The sequence below is a fragment of the Streptomyces sp. NPDC045022 genome, assembly GCF_056432605.1.
The window spans coordinates 48,949-72,230 of record NZ_JBWKIR010000017.1 but is presented as its reverse complement, the minus strand read 5'-3'; the positions used below and the strand labels follow the sequence as shown (position 1 = coordinate 72,230).

The window sequence follows — 23,282 nt, the reverse complement described above, 5'->3', positions numbered from 1 at the left end:
CGGTCCAGCCGCCCGCCTGCACGGCCCCGGCGCCCGCGCACGGTTCGGATGACACGGCTTCAGATCACACGGCTTCAGATCACACGGCTCAGATCACACGGCTCAGATCACACGGTCCGATCACACGCTTCAGATCACCGGCGGACGTCCGAGCCGGGTGAGCCGCCACACCGTCCGCCAGCGCATGGGCCGCCGCTCACCGGCCGGCTCCCGCACCCCCTCGAGGAACCCGCCGAACCATGCTTTCAGCCCCGCCAGGGAGCGGGTGCGGGCGAGGGTGAACAGCGTCCACACCCCCAGGTGCACCGGGATGAGCGGCAGGGGCAGCCGGCGCCGGACGAGCCAGACGCGGTTGCGGGCGTTGACCCGGTAGTAGATGGCGTGCCGGGCCGGTGAGGTCTTGGGATGCCGAAGCAGCAGCTCGGGGGCGTACCGGATCGTCCAGCCCGCGTCGGTGGCCCGCCAGGCGAGGTCGGTCTCCTCGTGCGCGAAGAAGAACTCGGCGGGCCAGTCTCCGGTCTCGGCCAGCATCGCCATGCGCAGGGCGTGCCCGCCGCCGAGGAACCCGGTGACGTACCCCCCGCGCATCGGATCCGACTTCCCCACGCGGGGCACGTGCCGCTGCTGGGTCTCGCCGTGCTCGTCGGCGATACGGAAGCCGACGATGCCGAGGCGGGGATCGGCGGCGTACAGGTCCCGCACCCGCCGCAACACGTCGGCGTCGACGAGCAGTCCGTCATCGTCCAGCTCCACGACGACATCGATGTCCCCGTACTTCCGCAGCCGCGCGAGGGCGACGTTCCGGCCGCCCGGGCAGCCGAGGTTCTCCTCCACGTCGATGGTGGTGACCTCGCCGGGCAGGGAGAGCCTGCGGGCGAACTCCGGCAGCCGGCAGCCGTTGCCGACGATCACGATGCGGGCCGGGGCGAGGTCCTGCTTGGCCACGGACTCCAGCAGGGCGTCGACCTCGGTGGGCCGGTTGCCCATGGTCACCACGGCGACGGCGATCCTCGGCTCCACCACGTCCCTCACCCCATCCGGCCGACGGCGGCACCGCGCCATGACCGCGCGGCGTCCGCCGTTCACCAAGATGTTGCCTCAGGTCCGCGGGTTCACCCGACGCCGATTCACTTTGCGGCGCCTTTGCTCCCATTTTGTCCGCAGCGAAGGAGCGGGCTCGCGGGCCGACGCCCTCCTTCCCCTTCCCCCGTCGGCCCACGTCGTCGGCGACACTGAGGCTCCGGAGTTCGCCTTCCTCAGCCCGCGTCGGCGGCGCGGACGGTCCAGCGCTCCTCGACCCTGGCGAGGCGCCAGTACGCGATGGCCACGGCCCAGACGACCACGAACAGGCCGACGATGACGTAGCCGACGTTGTCCAGGTCCAGGGCCGCGATCCAGCCCGTGACGTCATCGTGCAGACCGAGCTTGTCGTGCAGGACGCCGACCAGCTCGATTGTGCCGACGAAGAAGGCCACGGCGATGGACAGGCCGGTGATGGTGAGGTTGTAGAACACCTTCCGCACCGGGTTGGAGAAAGCCCACTGGTAGGCGAAGTTCATGAACGTGCCGTCGAGGGTGTCGAACAGGCTCATGCCGGCCGCGAACAGCAGCGGCAGGCACAGCACCGCGTACCACGGGAGCCCGGCGGCGGCACCGTTGCCGGCCAGGGCCAGGAGCAGGACCTCTGTCGTGGTGTCGAAGCCGATGCCGAAGAGGAAGCCGAGCGGGAACATCTGGCCCGGGCGGCGGATGGACCTGGTGAGCCGGCCCAGGAGACGGTTCATGAAGCCGCGCGAGTCGAGGTGCGCCTCCAGCTCCGCCTCGTCGTAGCGTCCGGCTCGCATCGCCTTGAAGACGCGCAGGATGCCGAAGAGCGCGACGAGGTTGAGGGCGGCGATGAGGTACAGGAAGCTGCCGGAGACCGTGGTGCCGACGGTGCCGAGGACCTGGTGGGTCCGGGAGCCGTCGTTCATCAGGGTGCCGGCGAGCTTCGCCCCGCCGGCGACCAGCGCGGCCATGACGACCACCACGCTGGAGTGCCCCAGCGCGAACCAGAAGCCCACCGACACCGGCCGCTTGCCGTCGGCCATCAGCTTGCGGGTGGTGTTGTCGATCGCCGCGATGTGGTCCGCGTCGAAGGCGTGCCGCATGCCGAGCGTGTACGCCGTGATGCCGAGGCCGAGGCCGAACGCCTTGGTGCCGACCTCGTAGTGCTTCGGGATCACGAGCAGGAACAGGATCCCGAAGGCGACCACGTGCAGGGCGACGATCACGGCCAGGAGACCCGCGGTTCGGACGGTGTCCTCGCGACGCCAGCGGAAGGAGGGGGTCGCGGCGGCTTCGGGCACGCCTTCGGACGCGGTCATGCGTTCACGCTCCAGCACCTCGTGGATCAGCTTCGTGATGCCGTGGCCGGTCTCCTGGCTGACGGGTCGACGCGCCCGCCCCTGCCTTCCCGGCTGTGCGGCCAGTGGCGTGTAGGGGGCGGGAACTTCCCGATCACAGTGGCGAGGGCCGCTCCGGATTGAGCCCTGAGGGGCTGTCACCGGTCTTCCCGAACACCACGGCCCGCTCACCCTAGGCGGCGGCGGGTGGCGGCTGCAAGGCTGCACAGCTGGTCAGGTATGGAGGTGGCGGCCGCCCGCTGCGATGATGGGCCCATGCATCTCGTCCCCGCGGAACGTGCCGGGCAGCGCACCATCGACGGCCATCGGGTCTGTGACGCCATCGCCGCCGTCGGCGAGCCGGAGCGGGTACGCGCCTGGGCCGACCGTTTCTCGCTGCTCTCCGATCCCGGACGTCTGTCCCTGCTGCTCGCCCTCCATGAGGCCGGCCCCATCGCCGTCTCCGATCTCGCCGTCGCCACCGGGATGCGGGACACCGCCGTCTCCCAGGCGCTGCGCCTGCTGCGGACCGCGGGCATCGTCGAGGGCCAGAAGGACGGCCGCGTCGTGCGCTACCGGCTCGTCGACGGATCGATCTCCGAACTGCTGAAGCACTGCGTCTCACGCCACTGACGCGGCCTCACTCGGCTTGACGCGGCCTGACGCGGCTTGACGCGGCCTGACTCGACTTGACGCGGCTTGACGCGACACCGAGGCCGCTGCGGTGGACGCAACAGCCGGTCTATAGAGTGATCATGACCGATCGTCACTGTTGCCGGTACGTCAAGGCAGCGCGGCGGCAACCCGCCGTACACAGAAACACAGGGGGACACATGCGTCCTATACACAAGCGCGTCGGCACGATCCTCGGCATGGGCGCGATGCTCGTCGGCGCGGCGCTCACCACGGGGGCCGGCACTGCCAGCGCCATGGACCCGGACGGGTCGTACACCATCACCATCCACAATTCCAAGGGCGACGTGATCGGGTACGCCCGCTGGAACGCCGACCCGCAGCCCGCCCCCAACATTCCGGGCGACGCCCTCATCGCCAAGGACGTGGCCGCCGACGGCTTGGGAATCGAGGCGGAGCTCAGCAACGGCCGCATCGCCTCCACCAGGGGCCACGACTCCCCCTACATGAAGATCGTCCCCGGCAACCTCCCCGAGGGGCACGCGTACAAGCTGCGGGGGTGCATCGTGACCAGCACCTACCGGGAGTGCTCGCCCTGGCACGACGTCCGCGCCTGAGCCGCGAGGCGCGCGCAGCCTGCCCCTCGTCAGCCTGAGGGACAGCCGAGCGGCGCGCGCCCGCCGCCGCCATCGCGGTGTCCGCGGAACGAGAAGGCGCCAGGTCAGACGATGTCCGACTCGCCGCCGGCCCATCCGCCGCCACAAACGCGACCGGCTCTGAGACCACTGACACTCGCGCGGCCCGCTCTCAGCGTCGCCGTCGCGTCCACTGAACGAGGAAACCCCAGGTCGAAAGCGTTTCCGACCTGGGGTTTCAGGTGAGCCGCTTTCGGGATTCGAACCCGAGACCTACGCATTACGAGTGCGTTGCTCTGGCCATCTGAGCTAAAGCGGCGCGCTGCCCGCACCATGGTGCGATCGGCAACGACGGTAAGTCTACACAGTTTCCGTGGGTGCTTCGTACCCACCTCGGAGCGGTGGGCTCCGAGGTGGGCGTAGGGGCTATGAGCAGCGCTTTCGGGCGCTCGGCGGGGTGCCGCGGAGCAGGTAGGTGTTGATCGCCGTGTCGATGCAGGTACTGCCGCGGCCGTAGGCGGTGTGGCCGTCGCCGGCGTAGGTCAGGAGACGGGCCGAGGAGAGCTGGCGGGCCAGGGACTGCGCCCAGCGGTAGGGGGTCGCCGGGTCGCGGGTGGTGCCGACCACCACGATCGGCGCCGCGCCCTTCGCCTCGACGCGGTGTGCTTCGCCCGTCGCCTTCACCGGCCAGTACGCGCAGTTCAGCGAGGCCCAGGCCAGGCCTTCGCCGAAGACCGCGGACGCCTTCTCGAACTGGGGCAGCGCCTGCTCCACCTGCTCGGGGCCGGTGAAGGCCGGTGGCAGGTCCAGACAGTTCACCGCGGCGTTGGCCATCATGAGATTGCTGTAGCGGCCGCTCTCGTCGCGCTCGTAGTAGCTGTCGGCGAGCGCGACCAGGCCCGCGCCCTCGTTCTCCTTCATGGCCGAGGACAGTGCCTCGCGCAGTTGCTGCCACGTCCCCTCGTCGTACATCGCCGCGATCACCCCGGTGGTGGCCAGCGCCTCGCCGAGCTTGCGGCCGTCCGCGTCGCCCGCCGGGATGGGGTGGGCGTCCAGCTTCCGGAAGAACGCGTTGAGGTGGTCGCCGACCTGCGCGGGTGTCGTGCCCCTGCCGCCGAGCGGGCAGTCGGAGTGCCGTACGCAGTCCTTCGCGAAGGCCTGGAACGCCGTCTCGAAGCCCGCCGTCTGGTCCAGGTTCAGCCGGCGGGCGTCGAGGCTGGGGTCCATCGCGCCGTCCAGGACCATACGGCCGACCCGCTCCGGGAACAGACCGGCGTACGTCGCTCCGAGGAACGTGCCGTACGACGCCCCTACGTAGTTCAGTTTCCGGTCGCCCAGCACCGCCCGCACGATGTCCATGTCCCGTGCCGCCTCGACGGTGGAAACGTGCCTGAGCAGCCGCGCCGAGTGCGCGCCGCAGCTCTCCGCGAACTTCTTGTCGGCCGCGACCAGCGCGTTGCGCTCCTTCTGGTCGTCAGGGGTCAGGTCCGTCTGCGTGTAGGCGTCCATCTGACGTCCGCCGAGGCATTCGACGGGCTCACTGCGGGCGACGCCCCGCGGGTCCACCGCGGCCATGTCGTAGCGGGCACGGACGTTGGCCGGGTAGCCGACGCCCGCGTATTGCTGAAGGTAATCGATCGCGGAGCCGCCCGGGCCGCCCGGGTTGACCAGCAGCGAACCGAGCGGCTTGCCCTTGCCGGTGGCCTTCTTGCGGGCGACGGCGAGCCGGACGTCGCCCGCGCCGGGCTTGGTGTAATCCAGCGGGGCCTTGATCGTGGCGCACTGGAACCCGGGGGCACCGCAACTGCGCCAGTGCGGCCGCTGCGAGTAGTACGGCGTGAGCGCCGACGGCGTCGACCGCGGCAGCGCGGCCAGCGCCGCGTCCACCGTCCCGTCCGCCGACGTGGTCGGACTCCCGAACGAGCAGGCGGTCACGAGCAGCGCGGCGGCCGTGAGGATCGTGGGCATGAGACGGGCCGTCGTCCGGGTGCGGGCGCCCCGGGTCCGGCGGGGTGATCGGCGGCAGGGGGATGGCCTGGTGTACATCAGGCGAGCGTAACTGTGCGCGACGCCCTGGTGGCGCTGCGTGTGGATTGTGGGCTCGTACGGAGGACAGCAGAGTGGATAGTGGGCTCGTTCGGAGGACGGCAGACGTCAACAGCGGTACGGGACGGCGAACCACAGCAGCGATACCGGGGCCCTCGGGTTTCGGCAGCGGTACGGCGGCATCGGGCCGGGCGGCGCTACGCGGGCGCACGGTCTCGGCGCGCCACAGCGGGAAGCCGGTGCGGCCTTCCGGCGGCTCCCGGCTCGAGCAGCGGTACGCGGACACAGCGCGGCAGCGACACCCGGACGACGGACCACCACAGAGACACGCGTGCGCCGGGCCTCGGCCGCCGTACGACGGCCGGGGCGTCTTGGGCGGCCCGTGGCGGCCCACGTCCTCACCCCGCCCGCAAGGCCATCGTCATCGCCTCCACCGCCAGCAGCGGGGACACGTTGCGGTCCAGGGCCTCGCGGCAGGCGGCGATCGCCTCGATGCGACGGAGGGTGGACTCCGGGGTGCTGCCCCGGGCCAGTCGCTCCAGCGCGTCCTCGGCGTCGGCGTTGGCGATCGCCACGCGGGAGCCGAGCTGGAGGGCGAGGACGTCGCGGTAGAACGTGGTGAGATCGCCGAGCGCGACGTCGAGGCTGTCGCGCTGCGTGCGGGTTCTGCGGCGTTTCTGCATGTCCTCGAGGTCTTTCATCACCCCCGCCGTGCCACGCGGCATCCGGCCCCCCTGCACCGCGCCCAGCGCCGCCTTCAGCTCCTCGGTCTCCTTGCCGTCCATCTCCTCGGCGAGCTGCTTGGCGTCCTCGGCGGCCGCGTCGACCAGTTCCTGGGCCGCCCTGAGGCAGGCGCCGACCTCGTCCAGACGCAGCGGGAGCTTGAGCACGGCGGTCCGGCGCTCGCGGGCCGCCGGGTCGGTGGCCAGGCGCCGGGCCCGGTCGACGTGGCCCTGGGTGGCACGGGCGGCCGCCGCCGCGACCTCCGGTTCGATGCCGTCACGGCGTACGAGCATGTCGGCGACGGCGTCGACGGAGGGCGTGCGCAGGTTCAGGTGGCGGCAGCGGGAGCGGATGGTCGGCAGGACGTCCTCGATGGAGGGCGCGCACAGCAGCCAGACCGTGCGCGGGGCCGGCTCCTCGACGGCCTTGAGGACCGCGTTGGCCGACTTCTCGTTCAGCCGCTCGGCGTCCTCGACCAGGATGATCTGCCAGCGACCGTTCGCCGGGGCGGTGAACGACTTGCGGACCGTGTCCCGCATGTCCCTCACCAGGATCTCGGAGCCCACCGCGGCGACCGTCGTGACGTCCGCGTGCGTACCGAGCAGCGCGGTGTGGCAGCCGTCGCAGAAGCCGCAGCCGGGGGAGCCGCCCAGGGCGCGGTCCGGGCTCACGCACTGCAGGGCCGCGGCGAAGGCCCTCGCCACCTGGTTCCGGCCCGCGCCGGGCGGGCCCGTGAACAGCCAGGCGTGCGTCATCTTCGACGCCTCGGGCAGCGGCTCGTCGGCCGCGGCGGCGGTGACGAGGGCGTCGGCGTCCCGCGCGGCGGCGTCGAGCACCGCGCTCACCTTCTCCTGCCCGACGAGGTCGTCCCACACGGTCATGGGTCAGGCCGCCCTTCCGTCACACTCAGCGTTCCGGAATCCATTGTGCGGGTGGGCACTGACAACGCGGGCGCCGGCCGTCGCGCGACGCGGGGCGCCTGCCGTCACGCCGGTGACAAAAGCCGAGCGATCACTCCGGTGACAAACCGAGCCATCCACCGGTGACAGAGCCGAGCGGCGCCCGTCGCCGTTCCGACAGGCGCCGCCCTGTTCCCACACCCGTGGTGCGTGCCCCGGAAAGCGCGGCCCTCAGCCGCGCCGCCCCCGGCCACGGCCCCTGGGGTCCTGGTCCTCGTCGCGGTCGCCGTAGTCCTGTGCGTCGTACGACCCCAGGAGTTCGTCCGCCAGCGACGGCAGGTTGTCCAGCGGGGTCTCCTCGGCCCAGTCGGAGCGCGGCCGGCGGCGGGGCGTGCCGTCGGCGTCGATCTGGGGCATCTCGCGCGTACGGCCCTCGGAACCGTCGGGACCGGCGCCGGACTGCTCCTCCCGGAAGAAGCCGGGCGGCACCCGGTCCGCCGGGTGGTCACTCCGTACGGGCGGCAGTACGGCGGTCTCGTCGACGACGCCCGAGGTCACCGGCGGCAGCACCGCCGTCTCGTCCGCTGCACCCGAAACCACCGGCGGCAGCACCGCCGTCTCGTCCGCGGCCCCGGAGGCGACCGGCGGCTGCGGCAGCTCGGCGGTCACCTCGGAGTCGGAAGGGGCGCCCTGAGCGCGCTCGGCGGAACCGCCGCGCCTCTCGCGCACCGGGCGCAGGACCGTCGTCTCGTCCGCTCCCGGCTCGGATCGGCCCGCCTCCGGCCTACCCCCGGCGCGCGTGCCCGCCTCCGAGCCACTCCCGGTGCCGGCACCCACCTCGCGCGTGCCCGGTGAAACCGCCGGCGTCGCAACCGTCGCCGCGTCCGGAGCCACGCCCGGCACAGTCGGCGGGGGCGTGCTGGGCCTGCGGGCCACCGCGTCGGCCGCCGCCGCGGCCTCGGCCGCCCGCCGGCGGGCTTCCTCGGCGCGCAGCAACGCCTCCTCGGCCTTGCGCTGCTTCTCCAGGCGCCGAGCCTCCTCCTCGGCGCGCAGCCGGGCCTGCCGGGCCTCTTCCTCGGCGCGCAGGCGAGCCTCTTCCTCGGCCTGCCGGCGCCGGCGCTCCTCCTCGGCCTCGCGGCGGGCCGCCTCCTCGGCGCGGGCCTTCTCCTCGGCGAGCAGTCGCTGCCGCTCCTCCTCCGCGCGCCGGGCCGCTTCCTCGGCCCGCTGCCGGGCCTCCTCCACCTGCCGTTCGGCCTCGCGGCGCTGCGCCTCCTCCAGCTCGCGCCGCTTGCGCTCCTCCTCCTCGGCGCGCAGCTTGGCGAGCTGCTCCTGGCGCTCGCGCTCCAGGCGCTCCTCCTCGGCCTTGCGGGCGGCCTCTTCCTCGGCCTTGCGGCGGGCCTCCTCCTCGGCCTTCTTCCGCGCCTCCTCCTGGGCCTTGATCTCGGCCTCGGACAGCGGCAGGACGGTGTCGAGCCGGTGCCGGATGACGGTGGAGACGGCCTCGGGCTCCTGCCCTGCGTCCACGACGAGGTAGCGGCCGGGGTCGGAGGCGGCCAGCGTGAGGAAACCGGACCGTACGCGCGCGTGGAACTCCGCCGGCTCCGACTCCAGCCGGTCCGGCGCCTCGGTGAACCGTTCGCGGGCGGTCTCCGGGGAGACGTCCAGCAGGACGGTGAGGTGCGGGACGAGCCCGTCGGTCGCCCAGCGGTTGATGCGGGCTATCTCGGTCGGGGACAGATCGCGGCCGGCCCCCTGGTAGGCCACGGAGGAGTCGATGTAGCGGTCGGAGATGACGACCGCGCCGCGCTCCAGGGCGGGGCGTACGACGGTGTCGACGTGCTCGGCGCGGTCGGCGGCGTACAGCAGCGCCTCCGCGCGGTGGGACAGGCCCGCCGAGGACACGTCGAGCAGGATCGAGCGCAGCCGCTTGCCGACCGGGGTGGCCCCCGGCTCGCGGGTGAGCACGACCTCGTGGCCCTTGGCGCGGATCCACTCGGCGAGGGCCTCGGCCTGGGTGGACTTGCCGGCGCCGTCGCCGCCCTCCAGGGCGATGAAGAAGCCGGTGACGGCCGGGGCCGTGACCGGGTCGTCGCCGCCGAGCAGCGCGTCCTTGAGGTCCTGACGCAGCGGCACGCCGGAGCGGTCGTCGACCTTGGCGAGCACCAGCGCGGCCACCGGCAGCAGCAGCGCCCCGACCAGCATGAGGGTGAAGGCCGCGCCGCCGTGCGCGAAGACGAACTTGCCGTTCTCCAGCCGGTGCGGGCCGATCAGGGCCGCGACCAGGGGCGCGATGAGGGCGCCGAGCGCAATGAAGACCCGGACGACCGCGTGCAGGTGCTCGGTGGTGCGCGCCCGGCGGTATTCCTCGGTCTCCTGGTCGAGCAGGGCGTGCCCCGTGTTGGCGGCCACGCCCGCGCCGACACCGGCCAGCGTGACGATCAGCAGCACCGTGGTGACGTCCGGGACGAGCCCCGCGGCCAGCAGGGCGATGCCGGTGAAGGCGATCATGAGGGCCAGCAGCCGGCGGCGCGAGAGCGAGGGCAGCAACGCGGGGGCCGTACGGATGCCGACGGCGACACCGCCGGTCAGGCCCAGCACCAGCAGACCGTAGAGCACCGGGCCGCCGCCCAGGTCCTTGGCGTGCAGCACGCACACCGCGACGGCGGCGGCGATGGCCCCGGCCACGGCGGCGCAGGCCGGGACGAGCAGCGGGACGGCTCCGGTACGGCCCTTGTCGACACCGGCGCCGGTGCGCGGGCGGCGCAGGCCCTCCAGCGGGGACCGCGGACGCGGGGTGCGCGTGTCCGGCAGCTCCAGGAAGGTCAGCACGGACAGGGAGGCGGCGAACAGGCCTGCCGCCACATACGACCCGAGGGCCACCTGATGCTGGTCGAACCAGGCCACACCGGTGCCCAGCAGGTTGTTGAACAGGGCGGCCACGACCAGGGCGGCGGCGGCCAGCGGGACCGCCAGGAAGCTGGTGCGCAGGGCGAGGCGGCGCAGGGCGTCCAGATGGTCGGGCAGCGGCCGTACGGTGGCGCCCTCCGGGGGTGGGGCGGGCAGCAGGGCGGGGGCCGCGCTCTCCCGGCACACCGTCCACAGCCGCTCGGCGACTCCCGTGACGAAGACGGTGACCAGCAGGACGGTGAGCGCGTTGTCCGGGGTCCAGTCGATCCACAGGGGCGCAACGATCAGCAGCACGGCGCGCACGCCGTCGGCGCCGACCATGGTCCAGCGGCGGTCGAGCGGGCCCTCCTGGGAGGTGAGCGCGGTGAGCGGGCCGAGGAGGACCGCGCCGAAGAGCAACACGGCGAGGACCCGCGCCGCGAAGACCGTCGCCACTGCGAACGCGACACCCCGGTAGCCACCGCCGAACGTGCCTTCGGCGATCGCCGCCTGGTGGGCGAGGACGACCAGGACAAGGAGGGCGAGGGTGTCGCCGACTCCGCTCACCAGCTGCGCGCTCCACAGGCGCCGCAACTGCGGTCGGCGCAGCAGGGAACGGACGGCTCGCTCGCGGGAGTCCGCGACCAGGGCTTCGTCCGGTGCTGGGTGGGGGGCCGTTGGCTGCTCGGCTCGCGTCATGCGTTCAGCCTATCCGCAGCCGCCGACACCACACCTCGCCTGTCCGCACGTGCGCACGCCCCGACACCAAAGTGATGCCGGGGCGTTCGATTCGCGAAGCCGGGCAGCGGGTGCTCCCGCCCGACGGCGCGTCAGTGCGCTGCTCAGTCCTCGGTGCCGGAAGCCGTCGCCTTCGAAGCCGTCGCCTTCTTCGCGGCGGTCTTCTTGGCGGTCGTCTTCTTCGCGGCGGCCGTTGTCTTCTTCGCCGCCGTCTTCTTGGCCGCGGTCTTCTTCGCCGGGGCGGTCTTCTTGGCCGCCGCCTTCTTCACGGTCTTCTTGGCGGGCCCCTTGGCGCGCTTCTCGGCGAGCAGCTCGAAGCCGCGTTCCGGGGTGATCGCCTCCACGCTGTCGTCAGAACGCAGCGTCGCGTTGGTCTCGCCGTCGGTGACGTACGGTCCGAAGCGGCCGTCCTTGACCACGACCGGCTTGCCGGAGACCGGGTCCTCGCCCAGTTCCTTCAGCGGCGGCTTGGCGGCCGCGCGGCCACGCTGCTTCGGCTGGGCGTAGATCGCCTGCGCCTCCTCCAGCGTGATCGTGAAGAGCTGGTCCTCGGACTGCAGCGAGCGCGAGTCCGTGCCCTTCTTCAGATACGGGCCGTAGCGGCCGTTCTGCGCGGTGATCTCCACGCCGTCGGCGTCGGTGCCGACGAGACGCGGCAGCGACATCAGCTTCAGCGCGTCGTCGAGGGTCACCGTGTCCAGCGACATGGACTTGAAGAGGGAGGCCGTGCGGGGCTTGACCGCGTTCTTGCCGGTCTTCGGGGTGCCCTCGGGAAGGATCTCCGTGACGTACGGACCGTAGCGGCCGTCCTTGGCGACGACCTGGTGGCCGGTCGCCGGGTCGGTGCCCAGCTCGAAGTCACCGCTCGGCTTGGCCAGCAGTTCCTCGGCCAGCTCGACGGTCAGCTCGTCCGGCGCCAGGTCGTCCTGGATGTCCGCGCGCTGGTGCTGCTCGGTGTCCTTCTCGCCGCGCTCGATGTAGGGGCCGTAGCGGCCGACGCGGAGCACGATGCCGTTGCCCACCGGGAACGACGACACCTCGCGCGCGTCGATCGCGCCCAGGTCGGTCACCAGCTCCTTGAGGCCACCGAGGTGGTCGCCGTCACCGTTGCCGGCGTCCGCGGCGGCCGCCGCGACGTTGCCCTCGCCGAAGTAGAAGCGCCTCAGCCACGGCACGGCCTGGGCCTCGCCGCGGGCGATGCGGTCGAGGTCGTCCTCCATCTTGGCGGTGAAGTCGTAGTCGACGAGCCGCCCGAAGTGCTTCTCCAGGAGGTTGACCACGGCGAAGGACAGGAAGGACGGCACCAGGGCCGTGCCCTTCTTGAAGACGTAACCGCGGTCGAGGATCGTGCCGATGATCGACGCGTACGTCGACGGGCGACCGATCTCGCGCTCTTCCAGCTCCTTGACCAGCGAGGCCTCGGTGTAGCGAGCCGGCGGCTTGGTGGCGTGGCCGTCGACCGTGATCTCCTCGGCGGACAGCGGGTCGCCCTGGCCGACCTGCGGCAGCCGGCGCTCACGGTCGTCCAGCTCGGCGTTCGGGTCGTCCGCGCCCTCCACGTAGGCCTTCAGGAAGCCGTGGAAGGTGATCGTCTTGCCGGAGGCGCTGAACTCGACGTCCCGGCCGTCGGCGGCGCTGCCACCGATCTTCACGGTGACGGAGTTGCCCGTCGCGTCCTTCATCTGGGAGGCGACGGTCCGCTTCCAGATCAGCTCGTAGAGCTTGAACTGGTCGCCGGTCAGACCGGTCTCGGCGGGCGTGCGGAAACGATCACCCGAGGGGCGGATCGCCTCGTGGGCTTCCTGCGCGTTCTTGACCTTCGCGGCGTAGGTGCGCGGCTGCGGAGGCAGGTAGTCGGCGCCGTACAGCTGCGTGACCTGGGCCCGGGCGGCCGAGATCGCGGTGTCGCTCAGCGTCGTGGAGTCCGTACGCATGTACGTGATGTAGCCGTTCTCGTACAGCTTCTGCGCGACCTGCATGGTCGCCTTCGCGCCGAAGCCGAGCTTGCGGCTGGCCTCCTGCTGCAGCGTCGTCGTACGGAACGGGGCGTACGGCGAGCGGCGGTACGGCTTGGACTCCACGGAACGCACGGAGAAGCGGGTGTTCTCCAGGGCGGCGGCGAGGGCGCGGGCGTTCGCCTCGTCGAGGTGAAGGGTGTTCGCGCTCTTGAGTTGTCCGAGGGAGTCGAAGTCGCGGCCCTGCGCGACCCGCCTTCCGTCGACGCTCTGCAGGCGGGCGACCAGCGACGACGGGTCCGACGGATCCCCCGCGCGGCCGGTCGCGAAGGTGCCCGTCAGGTCCCAGTACTCAGCAGAACGAAAAGCGATGCGCTCGCGTTCCCGCTCGACGACGAGCCGGGTCGCGACGGACTGGACACGGCCGGCCGACAGGCGCGGCATGACCTTCTTCCACAGCACCGGCGAGACCTCGTAGCCGTACAGGCGGTCGAGGATGCGGCGGGTCTCCTGGGCGTCGACCAGCTTCTGGTTGAGCTGGCGCGGGTTGGCGACGGCCTCGCGGATCGCGTCCTTGGTGATCTCGTGGAAGACCATCCGCTTGACGGGGATCTTCGGCTTGAGGACCTCCTGGAGGTGCCAGGCGATCGCCTCGCCCTCCCGGTCCTCATCGGTGGCGAGGAACAGCTCGTCGGAGTCCTTCAGCAGGTCCTTGAGCTTCTTGACCTGCGCCTTCTTGTCGGCGTTGACCACATAGATCGGCTGGAAGTCGTGTTCGACGTCCACACCGAGGCGGCGGACCTCGCCGGTGTACTTCTCGGGCACCTCGGCGGCGCCGTTGGGAAGGTCACGGATGTGCCCGACGCTCGCTTCGACTACGTAGCCGGGGCCGAGGTAGCCCTTGATCGTCTTCGCCTTGGCAGGCGACTCGACGATGACGAGTCGGCGGCCGCCATGTGCGGTCTCGCTGGTCGGGGACAACTTGGCTCTTCTCTCCGGTCGACGCTGGGGCCTCCCCAGGGCCTTCGTCCCGGGGTCGCGGCGTACTTCTGGCTCGTGTGCCGCTGCGGAGTGTGACGGTACATCCCGCTCCCGTGTCAAACGGGAAAAGCCCACAACGGCCACTCGAACGGTAACCCGACTACCGCCATTCCTGCCGCCCGGAGTACCCGGCGACCTCGCGGCCCATGTCCGGAGCGTGCCGCTCCGTGGACTCCGGCGGCACCTCCGCGGCCGTGCACCCGCCGACGTCAGAGGCGGGTCAGGCAGTACCCGGCGAGGGTCAGCACGACCGTCCCGGCGGCGCTCGCGAGGGTGGCCGATGCGACCTGGCTCACACCCAGGGCCACCGGTTCGCCACGCCGGAGACGGACCCCGGTCCACGCCAGCAGGGCGCCCCCGAACAGGGCGAACACCACTCCCGCGAAGATCGCCGACGCGCTCTCCATCCCCCGTCCACCCCTTCCGTCCCGTCCGGCTCCGCCCAGCGCCGGGAGAGTGGCACGCGCGGAAGACCGATGGACGACATCGGGGTGAACGGAAGGCCGACGCGATACCGGACGTGCGCTCGAGCGGTACCGCCTCGGGCCCGCACCCATATTTTTCCGGCCTTTTTCCAGCGGCGGTCCGTCCCGTGCCCCACCCCCGCCCGTGCCACCGGCATACGACGATGATCCGAGCGGGCCCCCCGCACGGTCCGATCGCACGTACGCCGGCACTGCTCCCCGGGGTACGGCACCCGCCCGGCGCCGTACCCACGCCTCAGCGCACCGGCTCCAGGAAGCCCTGCTCGACCAGCAGACGGATCTGAGCGGGCGTCTCGGCGCGGAGCAGCACCGGATCCTCGCCGACGAGCTGGGCGATGGCGTCCAGGATGCGGCCGGCGCTCAGCGTGCCGTCGCAGACACCCGCGAACCCGGCGCCGACGGTGTCCACCTTCGTGGCCCGGCGCATCCCGCGGTGCTGGCGCAGCACCACGTGCTCCGGGTCCTCGGCGCCGGGCAGTCCCACCTGCTCCTGGACCACTTCGGCGGTGAGCCGGAAGCGGCTGTCCAGCAGCGCCGCGTCGTCGTGCTCCCGGAGATAGTCCAGGCGCTCGAAGTGGGCCCGGATCGTCTCCCCGAGGGGCTGCTCGACCGGGTGGGGCCACTCCTCTACGGTGACGGTGGGTTCGGCGGACCCGGTCCTGCGCAGGGTGATCCAGCCGAAGCCGACCGCCCTGACCTTGCGCGCCTCGAACTCGTCGAGCCAGGCGTCGTAGCGCGTCTGGTACTCCGCCGGGTCCCCGTGGTGGTCACCGGAGTCCCTGAGCCACAGTTCGGCGTACTGCGTCACGTCCTGCACCTCGCGCTGCACGATCCAGGCATCGCACCCGCGCGGCACCCACGACCTGAGTCTGTCCTGCCAGTCCTCCCCTGCCACGTGCTGCCAGTTGGCGAGGAACTGCGCGAACCCGCCCTCGTTCAGCCGTTCCCCCGCCTGCTGAACGAGCGAGCGGCACAGATCGTCCCCGCTCATGCCACCGTCCCGATAGGTCAGCCGGGCGCCCGGGGAGATCACGAAGGGCGGGTTGGAGACGATGAGATCGAACGTCTCGTCGTCCGCGACCGGCTCGAACAGCGAGCCCTCGCGCAGATCAGCGGCGGGCACGCCGGAGAGTGCGAGCGTGAGCGCGGTGATGTGCAGCGCGCGCGGGTTGAGATCGGTCGCCGTCACGCGCGTGGCGTGCTGGGCGGCGTGCAGCGCCTGGATACCGGAGCCGGTGCCGAGGTCCAGGGCGGAGTCGACGGGCGTACGGACCGTGATGCCGGCGAGGGTCGTGGAGGCGCCGCCGACGCCGAGGACGACACCTTCGTCGCGCTGTCCGATGCCGCCCGCGCCGCCGACCGCGCAGCCGAGGTCGGAGACGATGAACCAGTCCTCGCCGCCCGGACCGCCGTAGGGCCGTACGTCCACGGTCGCGGCCACCTCGTCGCCGCCCACGCGCGTGAGCCAGCCCGCCTCCAGGGCCTCCTCCACCGGCAGCACGGCCGCCACGCGCGCGTGGAGCACCGGTTGCTGGAGCAGGAACAGCCGCACGAGCGTCTCCAGCGGCGTGTCACCACGGGTCGCCCTGAGGGCGGGCACGGTCTCGCTGCGGGCCAGCGCCGCATACGCGGGAGCGCCGAGCAGGTCGAGCAGCCCGTCGGCGGTGAAGGAGGCGGCCAGCAGCGCGTCCCGTAGACGCGCTGCGGTCTCGGGCCGGTCGGAAGCGGGCAGGGGGGCGGGTCCGGAGTCAGTCACGCCCCCATTGTGGCCCGGGGCGGCTGCCGAGGGCCGACTCCGCGCGGACCGTCAGCCGGCTGTCTCCTGCGCCGACGCGGACGCCGCGGGGACCTTGCAGCTGGGCTGCTTGGCCATCGCCGCCTTGACGTCGCCCTGCTCCAGCCGCTTCAGCGCTTGCGTGCCGCTGCTGCTCTGCTTGCCGACGTCCTGCGCCTGGGTGGCGGCGACGTCCTTCAGGCCCTTGGCGAACTTGCCCTGGTCCTTGGTGTCGAGCCCGTCGACCTTCTTCTTCAGGCCGACGTACGACGCGGAAAGACCGGCGAGGTTCTTGGCTGCGTCCTGCTGCCGCTTGGCGCCGTCGTCGACGCCGGGGGGCGCTCCGGCGTCACCGAGAGCGTCGGCGAGCGCCTTGTAGCCGTCGGCCAGGTCCTGGAAGGCCTGCGCGTAGGTCTTCTGGGCGCTCTTCGGCGGGAGGTTGCTGTTCGTGGCGATGGCCGCGATCGACGCGTTGGCCGACCTGATCTTCGCGTCCTGCGCGGGTATCGCGTCGCACACCTTCTTGGCCCAGTCGACCAGCTTGGGGTCGGGCCCCTTGTCACCGCTGCTGGTGCATCCCGACAGCGCCACCACCAGTACCGCACCGCTGGACAGTGCGGCCGCGAGCTTCTTGTTCACCGGATCGGTCCCTTCCATGGCTCTCGGCCCCCGGAATCTACACGGCGGACGGTCTCCCCCCACCTACCGGATGACCCATGGGTGTGTTTTTGTGACTCTTCGCACCATGGGAGAGAAGGCTCACGGCGTGGCCGGGGCCCGCACGAGGAAGCGGGCGGGCGGCACGTCATCACGCGCCGCCCGCCCGCCCGTTGACCAGGCCGTCTCGCTGTGGCCTAGGAAGCCACCGCCGCGTCCGGCGAGTTGGCGACCCGCTCGGCGCTCTCGTCCTCACCGACGGTGATCCCCCGCCGCTTGGAGATGTACACGGCGACGACGATCACCAGCAGCGAGAGGATCGCGACCCCGATCCGTACGCCGAGGTTCTTGTCGTTGCCGTAGGAAAACTTGATCACCGCGGGGGCGATGAGCAGCGACACCAGGTTCATGACCTTCAGCAGCGGGTTGATCGCCGGTCCGGCGGTGTCCTTGAAGGGGTCGCCGACCGTGTCGCCGATCACCGTGGCGGCGTGGGCCTCGCTGCCCTTGCCGCCGTGGTGGCCGTCCTCCACCAGCTTCTTGGCGTTGTCCCAGGCACCCCCGGAGTTGGCGAGGAACACCGCCATCAGCGTGCCCGCGCCGATCGCGCCGGCGAGGTAGGAGCCGAGTGCGCCGACGCCGAGCGTGAACCCGATGAAGATCGGCGCCATGACGGCGAGGAGACCGGGCGTGGCCAGCTCCCGCAGGGCGTCCCTGGTGCAGATGTCGACGACCTTCCCGTACTCCGGTTTCTCGGTGTAGTCCATGATCCCGGGGTGCTCGCGGAACTGCCGCCGCACCTCGAACACCACGGAACCCGCCGACCGCGACACGGCGTTGATGGCGAGTCCGGAGAAGAGGAAGACGACCGCGGCGCCCGCGATGAGCCCGACGAGGTTGTTGGGCTGCGAGATGTCCATGGACAGGCTCATCGGCGAGCCGGGCCCGCTGAGTGTCGCCCCGACGTCCCGCACGTTGGTGGTGATCGCGTCGCGGTACGACCCGAACAGCGCCGACGCGGCGAGGACGGCGGTGGCGATGGCGATGCCCTTGGTGATGGCCTTCGTGGTGTTGCCGACCGCGTCCAGGTTGGTGAGCACCTGCGCGCCCGCGCCCTGGACGTCGCCGGACATCTCTGCGATGCCCTGCGCGTTGTCGGAGACCGGCCCGAAGGTGTCCATGGCGACGATCACGCCGACCGTGGTGAGCAGGCCGGTGCCGGCCAGCGCCACCGCGAACAGCGCCAGCATGATCGACGTACCGCCGAGCAGGAACGCGCCGTACACGCCGAGCCCGATGAGCAGCGCGGTGTAGACGGCCGACTCCAGACCCACCGAGATGCCGGAGAGGATGACGGTGGCCGGTCCCGTGAGGGAGGTCTTGCCGATGTCCCGGACCGGGCGGCGGTTGGTCTCGGTGAAGTAGCCGGTCAACTGCTGGATGACGGCGGCGAGCAGGATGCCGATGGCCACCGCGACCAGCGCGAGGATCCGCGGGTCGCCGTCCTTGCCCTTGATCGCCGCGTCGGTGACGCCGTCGAGGTCGGAGTACTTCGCCGGCAGATAGACGAAGACAGCGATCGCGACCAGCGCGAGGGAGATCACCGCGGAGATGAAGAAGCCGCGGTTGATCGCCGTCATTCCGCTGCGGTCCGCGCGCCGCGGGGCGACCGAGAAGATGCCGATCATCGCCGTGAGCACACCGATGGCGGGCACCAGCAGCGGGAAGGCCAGTCCCGCGTCGCCGAAGGCGGCCTTGCCGAGGATCAGCGCGGCCACGAGGGTGACGGCGTACGACTCGAACAGGTCGGCCGCCATGCCCGCACAGTCGCCGACGTTGTCGCCCACGTTGTCGGCGATGGTCGCGGCATTGCGCGGGTCGTCCTCCGGAATGCCCTGTTCGACCTTGCCGACCAGGTCGGCGCCGACGTCGGCGGCCTTGGTGAAGATGCCGCCGCCCACCCGCATGAACATCGCGATCAGGGCGGCACCGAGGCCGAAGCCCTCCAGCACCTTCGGCGCGTCGGCCGCGTACACCAGCACGACACAGGAGGCGCCCAGCAGGCCGAGCCCCACCGTGAACATGCCGACGACGCCGCCCGTGCGAAATGCGATCTTCATCGCGGTGTGCGAGACGGTGGTGAGATCCTTTTCGGGTTCGCCCGCGGCGGGAGTGGCTTCCCGGGCCGCGGCGGCGACGCGCACATTGCTGCGCACGGCGAGCCACATGCCGATATAGCCGGTGGCCGCCGAGAACACGGCTCCGATCAGGAAGAACACCGAGCGTCCGGCACGCTGATTCCAGTCGTCCGCGGGCAGCAGCATGAGCAGGAAGAAGACGACAACGGCGAATACGCCGAGCGTGCGCAGCTGCCGGGCGAGATACGCCTTGGCACCTTCCTGGACCGCCTCGGCGATCCGTTTCATGCTGTCGGTGCCCTCGCCCGCTGCCAGCACCTGGCGCACCAGGATGCCCGCGACCACCAGCGCGGCCAGGGCGACCGCCGCGATGACGGCCACCATGATCCGGTTGTCGTCGGTCAGAACCGCGGCTGCGAGGGTTGTGGGATGACCCAACTGATGAGGGGTAGAAAGCCCCGCCATTCGTCCTCCTTGACGCTTGGGCTGAGCTCAAGATGTGGACGGATTGTAGGTACCCGGGAGTGATCTAAACAGGGGACGGTAAACGGAATTGGCCTGCTTGCGCCCTTCAGTAAACGATCGAGGTCACGCCATCCAACCCGAAAGTGGTAATGCCTCAAAGGCATTGACGACCGCATTGGCGCTTGATCAAATTATCGGGGTATCGATCGTGAATTCCTTCACGAATTCCGCAGGGGGCCGGAAAATACGACAAGGGCCCTGCTCAGCAGGGCCCTTGTGAGATGGCGGGACGGCTCAGACAACCACCGCGGCCGGTGGTGTGGTCGGCCAGGTCATGCGGATCAGGCCGCCGTCCTGCCCGGTGGTGACCTCCACGTCGTCGACGAGGCCGCTGATGACCGCGAGGCCCATCTCGTCCTCCTCGACCTCCGCCTCGCTGGGCGCGCCGGGCGTGTCGCCGCCGGAAACGGCGTGCGGGGCCTCGTCACCGACCTCGATGGAGAACTGTTTCTCCTCCTCGATCAGCGACACCTTCACCGGCGCCGTGATGCCGCTGCTCCGGTGGAGACCGACAGCACGGGAGCAGGCCTCGCCCACGGCGAGCCGGACCTCGTCGAGGACGGCCTCGTCCACTCCGGCCCTGCGTGCCACCGCTGCCGCCACCAGCCGGGCGGTCCGGACGTGCTCGGGCAGCGCGCTGAAGCGGAGTTCGACGGTGGCCATGCATCCCCCTCGCGACTACGGGCGTGCGGTCGGGGGCGGGGCGCCGAGGGCCCGCACCCCCTGGTGTGCTTGTGTGCCCCGGGCCGCTTCGTCTTCATCGGCCCAGGACGGGACCGGCCGGCGTCCGGGCTCCCGCAGGAACCCGGCGCCGGCGACCGGTCCAGGGTCAGTCGGTGGCCGCCACCGCTTCCTCGACCGAGGTGTGGATCGGGAACACCTTGGTGAGGCCGGTGATGCGGAAGATCTTGAGAATGCGCTCCTGGTTGCAGACCAGGCGCAGCGAGCCCTCGTGGGCACGCACTCGCTTCAGACCGCCGACCAGCACGCCGAGCCCGGTGGAGTCGAGGAAGTCCACGCCCTCCATGTCGACGACGAGGTGGAAATTGCCGTCGTTCACCAGCTCGACCAGCTGCTCGCGCAGCTTGGGCGCGGTGTATACATCGATTTCGCCACCGACCTCGACGACCGTACGATCGCCGACGGTACGGGTCGACAGGGACAGGTCCACGGATCCTCCAGCACCTTGCTATCGAGCGGTCGCCCCTCGGGCACCCGGCTTGCGGCCCCCGGGACGCATCGCCAGCCGCGATGGCATTCAATCACTTACCGGCAGGCGTGCACGACGCCTTGGCTCCATTGTCCGTCACTCCAGTGACACACTCGGTGCCGATGGCCAAGAATCACCGATCCGATCGAACCCTGGTGGGCCCGACGTCCCGCCCGTCTCCGGGCACGGTCCTGGACCGGCTCGCCTCCGGGCCGAGCCGGTCTGCGCGCATCACTCATACGGAGCACTTGCCCCCGCGCGCGGGCCGCCATGCCGTCTGGCCCGACCGGATTCGCTCAGAGGTGATCGCGGCCGTTCAGGCGTGCGGCATCGAGCATCCCTGGGCCCACCAGGCGCTGGTCGCGGAGCACGCCCTGGAGGGTGACTCGGTGGTCGTCGCGACCGGCACCGCCTCCGGCAAGTCCCTCGCCTACCTCGTACCGGTCCTGTCCACCCTTCTGGACGGCGCCGAGGCCCCGAACGGGCGCGGCGCCACCACCCTGTACCTGGCCCCCACCAAGGCGCTCGCGGCGGACCAGTGCCGAGCGGTGAAGGAACTTTCACAACCTTTGGGCACCGCCGTACGCCCAGCCGTGTACGACGGCGACACCCCGGTCGAGGAACGCGAGTGGATCCGCCAGTACGCGAACTACGTCCTCACCAACCCCGACATGCTGCACCGCGGGATACTCCCGTCCCACCCCCGCTGGTCCTCCTTCCTGAAATCGCTCGAGTACGTCGTCATCGACGAGTGCCACACCTACCGGGGCGTCTTCGGCTCGCACGTCGCCCAGGTGCTGCGCCGGCTACGCCGTCTGTGCGCGCGCTACGGCTCCTCGCCCGTCTTCCTGCTGGCCTCGGCGACCGCCGCCGAACCCGCCGTCGCCGCCCGCCGGCTGACCGGCCTGCCGGTGGTCGAGGTCGCCGACGACGCCTCCCCTCGCGGGGAACTGGTCTTCGCCCTCTGGGAGCCCCCGCTCACCGAGCTGCACGGCGAGAAGGGCGCACCGGTACGGCGTACCGCCACCGCCGAGACCGCCGACCTGCTGACCGACCTCACCGTGCAGGGCGTGCGCTCGGTGGCCTTCGTACGGTCCCGGCGCGGCGCCGAGCTGATCTCGGTGATCGCCCGGGAGAAACTGGCCGAAGTCGACCGGTCCCTCGTTGGGCGTGTCGCGGCCTACCGCGGCGGCTACCTTCCCGAGGAGCGCCGCGCCCTGGAACGCGCCCTGCACTCCGGCGAGCTCCTCGGCCTCGCCGCCACAACCGCCCTTGAGCTGGGCGTGGACGTCTCCGGCCTGGACGCGGTGGTGATCGCCGGCTACCCGGGCACGCGCGCCTCCCTGTGGCAGCAGGCGGGCCGCGCGGGCCGCTCCGGACAGGGCGCCCTGGCGGTCCTCGTCGCCCGGGACGACCCGCTGGACACCTTCCTCGTCCACCATCCCGAGGCCCTGTTCGACCAACCGGTGGAATCGACGGTCCTCGACCCCGACAACCCGTACGTCCTCGCCCCGCACCTGTGCGCCGCCGCCGCGGAGCTCCCGCTGACCGAGGAGGACCTGGACCTCTTCGGTCCCGCCTGCGCGGACGTGCTTCCGCAGCTGGAGGCCGCGAAGCTGCTGCGCCGGCGAACGAAGGCCTGGCACTGGACCCGCCGGGAACGGGCCGCCGACCTCACCGACATCCGTGGCGCGGGCGGCCGTCCCGTGCAGATCGTCGAGGCCGGCACCGGCCGGCTCCTCGGCACGGTCGACGCGGGCGCCGCGCACTCCACGGTCCACGAGGGCGCCGTCCACCTGCACCAGGGCCGCACCTACCTGGTCCGCGCCCTGGACCTGGAGGACTCGGTCGCCCTGGTCGAACAGGCCGACCCGCCGTACTCGACGGTCGCCCGCGACACCACCTCGATCTCCGTCCTCGAGACGGACACCGAGATCCCGTGGGGCGCCGGCCGCCTGTGCTACGGCTCCGTCGAGGTCACCAACCAGGTGGTCTCCTACCTCCGCAGACGCCTCATCACAGGGGAAGTGCTGGGCGAGACGAAACTCGACCTCCCTCCTCGTACGCTGCGCACGCGCGCGGTGTGGTGGACGGTCACCGAGGACCAGCTGGACGAGGCCCGGATCATCCCGGAGATCCTCGGCGGCTCCCTGCACGCCGCCGAGCACGCCTCGATCGGCATGCTGCCCCTCTTCGCGACCTGCGACCGCTGGGACATCGGCGGGGTCTCGGTCCCCCTCCACCCCGACACCCTCCTCCCGACGGTCTTCGTCTACGACGGTCACCCCGGCGGCGCGGGCTTCGCCGAACGTGCCTTCCACACCGCCCGGGCCTGGCTCACCGCCACCCGCGAGGCCATCGCGTCCTGCGAGTGCGAGGCCGGCTGCCCGTCCTGCATCCAGTCCCCCAAGTGCGGCAACGGCAACGACCCGCTGCACAAGAGGGGGGCGGTACGGCTCCTCACCGTGCTGTTGCGAGGTGCGCCGCAGGAGAAGACGGCAGAACAGGCGGAGGACCGGGAAGCCGGCTAGGAGACGAGCCGAGCACCTGCGG

General features: G+C 71.4%; 15 protein-coding genes, 1 tRNA gene and 1 riboswitch. Of the genes, 3 read left to right on the top strand and 13 right to left on the bottom strand.

The window, feature by feature from the left end; all coding sequences use genetic code 11:
• Positions 1-129: 129 nt before the first annotated feature.
• Positions 130-1,023: a glycosyltransferase family 2 protein gene (locus AC07C1_RS27175; protein ID WP_478943085.1), complete on the bottom strand. Its 894-nt coding sequence runs from the start codon at positions 1,021-1,023 to the stop codon at positions 130-132.
• Positions 1,024-1,256: 233 nt separating this feature from the next.
• The gene (gene nicT, locus AC07C1_RS27170; protein WP_478943083.1) at positions 1,257-2,366 is read right to left on the bottom strand and encodes a Nickel transporter NicT; all 1,110 of its coding nucleotides are present in this window, start codon (positions 2,364-2,366) and stop codon (positions 1,257-1,259) included.
• 27 nt (positions 2,367-2,393) lie between these two features.
• Positions 2,394-2,581: riboswitch (cobalamin riboswitch) on the bottom strand.
• 79 nt (positions 2,582-2,660) lie between these two features.
• Here nicT and AC07C1_RS27165 point away from each other — a divergent pair.
• Positions 2,661-3,017, top strand: coding sequence for an ArsR/SmtB family transcription factor (locus AC07C1_RS27165; protein ID WP_478943081.1), 357 nt, complete (start codon positions 2,661-2,663; stop codon positions 3,015-3,017).
• A 200-nt stretch (positions 3,018-3,217) separates the two neighbouring features.
• Entirely contained in the window at positions 3,218-3,634 is a 417-nt protein-coding gene (locus AC07C1_RS27160; RefSeq protein ID WP_478943079.1) for a hypothetical protein, read from the top strand.
• 263 nt (positions 3,635-3,897) lie between these two features.
• Here AC07C1_RS27160 and AC07C1_RS27155 read toward each other — a convergent pair.
• The 11 genes from AC07C1_RS27155 to bldG form a co-directional block, all read right to left on the bottom strand.
• Positions 3,898-3,971 (bottom strand) — tRNA-Thr (locus AC07C1_RS27155).
• A 107-nt stretch (positions 3,972-4,078) separates the two neighbouring features.
• Positions 4,079-5,698 carry an alpha/beta hydrolase gene (locus AC07C1_RS27150; protein WP_478943077.1) on the bottom strand — a complete coding sequence of 540 codons (1,620 nt, stop codon included), beginning with the start codon at positions 5,696-5,698 and terminating at the stop codon, positions 4,079-4,081.
• A 398-nt stretch (positions 5,699-6,096) separates the two neighbouring features.
• Positions 6,097-7,302: a DNA polymerase III subunit delta' gene (locus AC07C1_RS27145; protein ID WP_478943075.1), complete on the bottom strand. Its 1,206-nt coding sequence runs from the start codon at positions 7,300-7,302 to the stop codon at positions 6,097-6,099.
• Between the two features lie 249 nt (positions 7,303-7,551).
• Positions 7,552-10,905 carry a dTMP kinase gene (gene tmk / locus AC07C1_RS27140; RefSeq protein ID WP_478943073.1) on the bottom strand — a complete coding sequence of 1,118 codons (3,354 nt, stop codon included), beginning with the start codon at positions 10,903-10,905 and terminating at the stop codon, positions 7,552-7,554.
• A gap of 143 nt (positions 10,906-11,048) precedes the next feature.
• Complete coding sequence (gene topA, locus AC07C1_RS27135; protein WP_478943071.1) at positions 11,049-13,880, bottom strand: type I DNA topoisomerase; 2,832 nt, start codon at positions 13,878-13,880, stop codon at positions 11,049-11,051.
• 269 nt (positions 13,881-14,149) lie between these two features.
• On the bottom strand, positions 14,150-14,347 hold the full coding sequence (locus AC07C1_RS27130; protein WP_478943069.1) for a hypothetical protein: 198 nt from the start codon (positions 14,345-14,347) through the stop codon (positions 14,150-14,152).
• Positions 14,348-14,660: 313 nt separating this feature from the next.
• Positions 14,661-16,181 (bottom strand): DUF7059 domain-containing protein, encoded by a 1,521-nt coding sequence (locus AC07C1_RS27125; protein WP_478943067.1) that lies wholly within the window; start codon positions 16,179-16,181, stop codon positions 14,661-14,663.
• A gap of 51 nt (positions 16,182-16,232) precedes the next feature.
• Positions 16,233-16,838: a small secreted protein gene (locus AC07C1_RS27120; RefSeq protein ID WP_478943065.1), complete on the bottom strand. Its 606-nt coding sequence runs from the start codon at positions 16,836-16,838 to the stop codon at positions 16,233-16,235.
• Between the two features lie 215 nt (positions 16,839-17,053).
• Entirely contained in the window at positions 17,054-19,459 is a 2,406-nt protein-coding gene (locus AC07C1_RS27115; protein WP_478943063.1) for a sodium-translocating pyrophosphatase, read from the bottom strand.
• Positions 19,460-19,753: 294 nt separating this feature from the next.
• Positions 19,754-20,182 carry an ATP-binding protein gene (locus AC07C1_RS27110; RefSeq protein ID WP_478943062.1) on the bottom strand — a complete coding sequence of 143 codons (429 nt, stop codon included), beginning with the start codon at positions 20,180-20,182 and terminating at the stop codon, positions 19,754-19,756.
• A 166-nt stretch (positions 20,183-20,348) separates the two neighbouring features.
• Entirely contained in the window at positions 20,349-20,690 is a 342-nt protein-coding gene (gene bldG / locus AC07C1_RS27105) for an anti-sigma factor antagonist BldG (RefSeq protein WP_010986038.1), read from the bottom strand.
• A gap of 80 nt (positions 20,691-20,770) precedes the next feature.
• Here bldG and AC07C1_RS27100 point away from each other — a divergent pair, with 80 nt between their 5' ends.
• Complete coding sequence (locus AC07C1_RS27100) at positions 20,771-23,260, top strand: DEAD/DEAH box helicase (protein ID WP_478943060.1); 2,490 nt, start codon at positions 20,771-20,773, stop codon at positions 23,258-23,260.
• The last annotated feature ends 22 nt before the right edge of the window (positions 23,261-23,282 follow it).